Source organism: Aeromicrobium sp., assembly GCF_049586495.1.
Taxonomy (GTDB): domain Bacteria; phylum Actinomycetota; class Actinomycetes; order Propionibacteriales; family Nocardioidaceae; genus Aeromicrobium.
On the sequence record NZ_JBAVCB010000209.1, the window covers coordinates 1 to 4,433 of the forward strand.

The window sequence follows — 4,433 nt, forward strand, 5'->3', positions numbered from 1 at the left end:
GTTCAACCTCGTCGGTCGCGTTGGTGTCGAGCAGCTCTCCCTGCCGGTCCACCTGGACATGTGGGGTACGGCCATCGCGGCGATCGCTCTGGGACCCTGGCGCGGAGCTCTCGTGGGTGCGACGACCAACATCGCCGGCATGGCCATCAGCGGCGCGGACTCGGCGCCCTTCCTGCTGGTCAACGTCGCTGGCGCTCTGGTCTGGGGGTACGGGATCGCCAAGTTCGAGATGGGCCGGACGCTGCCGAGATTCTTTACGTTGAACCTGCTGGTCGCCGCAGTCTGCTCGGTCGTCGCAGTGCCCATCGTGGTGTTCGTCTTCGGCGGTTCCGTCGGCCACGACCAAGACGACATGACGCGGACCTTCCTGGCTATGACACATGAACTGGTCGTCGCGGTCGGCCTGTCGAACGTGGTGACGTCGGTCGGCGACAAGGTGATCAGCGGCTTCGTCGCCCTGGTCGTCATCTTGGCGCTGCCAGTCGGCCTGCGCAACCGCGACAAGCTCACCCTTGCGGGATCAGCGGGCCCGACGCACCGCTAGCACTTTGTCGGACGTTGACTGCGCGTACTCGATCAGAAATGTCCGCAGATCCTCTGGCAGGCGGTCCAGCGCTGCTGGCAGCTGGCGTGGAGCCTCACCCAGATCGTCGAGCCTCGGCTCGGAGCAGATCCATTCGGAGCCGTCGCCACTGCTGGGTGCCCCGTTCACCGCTCCCCCACCTTTGCTCGGTACATGACGCCCATTAGACGTGGCCGCGCGGGCCAAAGCCCGCCGGAACGGAACCCCGAACAATCCCGAACAGGCTGATCTTCCTCAGAGCACGCCGGCGGGGCGGAACTGGACGCTGATGCGAGGTCCTGCAGGTCGCACAGTCTTGAGAACTGCGTGATCCCACGTGCGCTGGCAGGATCCGCCCATGACGAGCAGGTCGCCGTGGCCTACCGAAAACCCGATCGACGGGCCGCCTGCGCGGGGACGCAGCGACAACCGCCGCGGAGCGCCGAGCGACAGGATCGCCACCATGGTGTCGGCGGTCCGGCCGCGCCCCATGCGATCGCCGTGCCACGCGACGCTGTCGCGACCGTCGCGGTAGTAGCACAGCCCGGCGGTGACGAACGGCTCGCCGAGCTCCTCGGCATAAAAACGGCTGAGGGTGTCGCGGGCCCCGAGCAGGGCCGGGTCGGGCAGCTCGTCGTGAGCACCATAGGAGCGCAGCAACCGCGGCACCTGGACGACCGTGTCGTACATCTCGCGCTGCTCGGCGCGCCACTCCACATCAGCCTGTAGTCGCAAGAACAGCGCATCGGCGCCCGTCATCCACCCGGGTCGTACATCCACCCACGCGCCGTGGGCCAGCTCGTGACGCTGCACCGACCCGGCCAAGGACGCCACTCGGGCGACATCGGCCGTGTCGAGCAGGGACGCCTGGAAGTACATGGACCAAGCCTACGACGGATCGAACAGATGTTCTATGGGGCGCGCCTCTAGGCTTGCCTCATGTCCGTCACCGAGTCCGTGCCCGAGGCGCCGTACGAGCGCCTCCTCGACCTGGTCGACCGACTCGCCTCGGACCCTGCCCTTCCCGTCAACCCGGACACCGAGCGCACGCTCGAGCAGATCGTCATCGAAGCGATCGCCGACCGGAGCATCGACCGCGAGCTACACCTGTCGGACGTCGTTCGCTGGCTGATCGCGACCGTGCACGGGCATCGGGCCATTCGACTCAGCCATCCAGACGTCGATACCGACGAGGAGCTCGCTTTGATGCGCGTGCTCATCACGCGCTGGCTGCACCCCGCCCGACGCGACGCCTGAGCCCTACAGGCTGGAGCCCCGCAGCTGGGCGAGGTACACCAGCGCCGCGACGGTGCCGATCAGGTTGAACACGCTGAGCGGACCCGGGAAGACGATGTGGGCCAGCAGCGCCAGGACCAGAATGATGGTCCAGCTGCGCTTGGGCAGCGTGTCGTGCGCGAGAAACGAGCTGGGCGAGCGACCAAGACAGTCAACCAAGGCGAATCCCTTGACGACCAGCAACACCACGGTCAGGACCAGGGAGATGCCACCCTGCACACCGGCGAAATCAAGCACGCGCTCACTGTATCGACCCGGACAGCACAGGAGGCGAGCCCCCGAGGGGACCCGCCTCCTGTGATGGTGCTGGTGCGTGTCAGGCCTTCTTGGCCGGCGCCTTCTTGGCGGCGGTCTTGGTGGCCGGAGCCTTCTTGGCAGCAGGCTTCTTGGCGGCGGTCTTCGCGGCCGGGGCCTTCTTGGCGGCCGTCTTCTTGGCCGGCTCAGGCGTCTTCTTGACGGTCGTGTCGACCTTCTCGGCAGCCTTGCGGGCCGTGGTCGGGGCCTTCGACGTCACCTTGGTGACCTGCGTCTTGGCGTCCGTCACGAGCTGCTCGGCACGCTTCTGCGCGTCGTCGGCGAAGCCCTTGGCGGTCTTCGTGACGTCGTCGACGCTGTTGTCCACGGTCTTGCGGATGTCGTCGACCTTGAGGCCCTTGGCCTTGGCGTAGACGCCCTCGGCCTGCTTCTGCAGATCGGTGTACGTCGCGGTCGCGGTGCCGACGGCGGTCTGCACGAGGCCCTCGGCCTGCTTCTGCAGATCAGCGATGTCGATCTTCTTGAACGTCTCGGGCAGAGCCTTGACGTCCTCGACGATGGACTTGAACTGGGCATTGATCGTGGTGGTGATGGTCATTTTTCCTCCTGGTTGTCTGCCCCGCGGGGCGAGATGTTTGCTTCGGTGACGGTGGCGGCCAACTCGCTGTCAGTCGCTTCGTCAGCTCCAACGAAGGATTGATAGATATCGAGCAGGGCGGTCTTCTGTCGCTCGGTCAGACGAGGGTCCAACGCGATGGCGTCTTCGACCATCCGTGCTCCAGACTCGTCGGCATCGAGGATGCCGGCTCGTACGTAGAGCGACTCAGCCGAGATGCGCAGTGCTTTCGCGATCTGCTGCAGCACCTCTGCCGATGGACGGCGAAGCCCTCGCTCGATCTGGCTGAGATACGGATTGGACACATCCGTGAGCTCGGCCAGCTGTCGCAAGGACATCTGGGCCTGACCGCGCTGCTCACGCAGGTATTCGCCGAGTCCTTCGACGGTGCGCTGCATGCTCAACTTGGCCATACCTCTAGTGTGCTTGCAAAAGTTAGCAAATGCAAGCAGAACTGTTTGCGAGGTACGTCACACTGCGAGGGCGCAGCCGTTTCAGGGGTTCAGAAGGCCGTGCGGATCTCACCGATCGGCTGCCCGCCTCCCAGCACGACGGGGCGCTCAGCGAGGAAGTCGGCCTGCACTCCGGCCAGCTCGATGATCCGATTCATCACCGCGTAGACCGGACGCTCCGCACCGTCCTCGATCTTGAGGGTGATCGCCGTCCCATCAGGCAGGCCGACGACATACACGCTCTCGGCCCCCCACTTGGCGACCAGTCCGGGCACAGCCCCCATCAGCGCTCGTTCGGGTCGTCGCGTGCCACTCACATATTCGGGGTGACTCAGCCATGCTTCGAGGAGCCGATCACCCTCTGCTCCAGCCTCGCCGCGCCGCATCCCACCCACAGCACTCGCCAAGCTCGCCAAGCTGCACCCCAGAAGCGGCGCTCCACATCCGTCGGTGCCCACCACGGCCGGCGAGCTTCCGGTGACCTCGGTGAAGGTTTCCGTGATGAGGACCTGAAGGGGATGGTCGACGTGCAGATAGGTGTCCAATGGCCAACCGTTGACAGCGCAGGTGAGCAGCATCGCGGCATGCTTGCCCGAGCAATCCATCAAGATCGGGGCTCGGGTGCCACCTGACCGCAGCAGATCGGCGTGCTCGTGCGGATCGATGGGGTACGCCGCAGGGGTTCGAAGAGCGGATTCGTCCAGACCAGCCTGGGTGAGAATCGCGCGAACCCCCGCGAGATGGAAGCTCTCCCCTGCGTGGCTGCCGGCCGCGAGCGCCAGAAGCTCGCCGTCGAGCGGCAGTCCGGCGCGCAGCATGGCGAGCGCCTGGATCGGCTTGTTGGCCGAGCGCGGAAAGACCACCGTGCTCGGGTCGCCGAGCGACCACAACACGCGCGCATCGGGCCCGACCCGAACCGCGACCCCGCGATGCCGGCTCTCGACGAATCCCGACCTGACCACCTCTGCCACCACGTCCACAGGACCCACTCTGGCATGACCGTCCCCTACAGTGACGTCGTGACATCGGCTTCTCTTGACTCCTTCCACGCGATCATCCCTGCAGGTGGAGCTGGCACCCGACTGTGGCCGCTGTCGCGGCGCGCTCACCCCAAGTTCCTGCTCGACGTCGACGGCTCGGGCCGCACCCTGGTGCAGCAGACCTGGGACCGCCTGAGTCAGCTCATCCCACCCGACCGGATCTGGATCGTCACGGGAGCCGCGCACGCCGATTCGATCGGCGAGCAGCTACC

At 66.0% G+C, this 4,433-nt stretch carries 8 protein-coding genes; 3 read left to right on the forward strand and 5 right to left on the reverse strand.

Annotated elements, in window-relative coordinates:
- Positions 1–544 (forward strand): hypothetical protein (locus tag WB508_RS11205; protein WP_423844966.1); only part of this gene is annotated, 544 nt, incomplete at its 5' end.
- Positions 545–817: 273 nt separating this feature from the next.
- On the opposite strand, the gene WB508_RS11210 is transcribed toward WB508_RS11205, so the two are convergent.
- Positions 818–1,441 carry an alpha-ketoglutarate-dependent dioxygenase AlkB gene (locus WB508_RS11210; RefSeq protein WP_423844967.1) on the reverse strand — a complete coding sequence of 208 codons (624 nt, stop codon included), beginning with the start codon at positions 1,439–1,441 and terminating at the stop codon, positions 818–820.
- Between the two features lie 60 nt (positions 1,442–1,501).
- Here WB508_RS11210 and WB508_RS11215 point away from each other — a divergent pair, with 60 nt between their 5' ends.
- Entirely contained in the window at positions 1,502–1,819 is a 318-nt protein-coding gene (locus WB508_RS11215; RefSeq protein ID WP_423844968.1) for a hypothetical protein, read from the forward strand.
- A 3-nt stretch (positions 1,820–1,822) separates the two neighbouring features.
- Here the strand turns inward: WB508_RS11215 and WB508_RS11220 are convergent, their stop codons facing one another.
- The 4 genes from WB508_RS11220 to WB508_RS11235 form a co-directional block, all read right to left on the reverse strand.
- Positions 1,823–2,095 (reverse strand): DUF2516 family protein, encoded by a 273-nt coding sequence (locus tag WB508_RS11220; protein ID WP_423844969.1) that lies wholly within the window; start codon positions 2,093–2,095, stop codon positions 1,823–1,825.
- Positions 2,096–2,174: 79 nt separating this feature from the next.
- Positions 2,175–2,711, reverse strand: a complete 537-nt coding sequence (locus WB508_RS11225; RefSeq protein ID WP_423844970.1) for a hypothetical protein — start codon at positions 2,709–2,711, stop codon at positions 2,175–2,177.
- Positions 2,708–3,142: a helix-turn-helix domain-containing protein gene (locus WB508_RS11230; protein ID WP_423844971.1), complete on the reverse strand. Its 435-nt coding sequence runs from the start codon at positions 3,140–3,142 to the stop codon at positions 2,708–2,710. Before WB508_RS11230 ends, WB508_RS11225 begins: the two co-directional genes overlap by 4 nt.
- 89 nt (positions 3,143–3,231) lie before the next feature.
- The gene (locus tag WB508_RS11235; protein ID WP_423844972.1) at positions 3,232–4,161 is read right to left on the reverse strand and encodes an asparaginase; all 930 of its coding nucleotides are present in this window, start codon (positions 4,159–4,161) and stop codon (positions 3,232–3,234) included.
- 39 nt (positions 4,162–4,200) lie between these two features.
- On the opposite strand from WB508_RS11235, the gene WB508_RS11240 reads away from it, so the two are divergent.
- Positions 4,201–4,433: sugar phosphate nucleotidyltransferase (locus tag WB508_RS11240; RefSeq protein ID WP_423844973.1), on the forward strand; the 233-nt coding region annotated here is incomplete at its 3' end.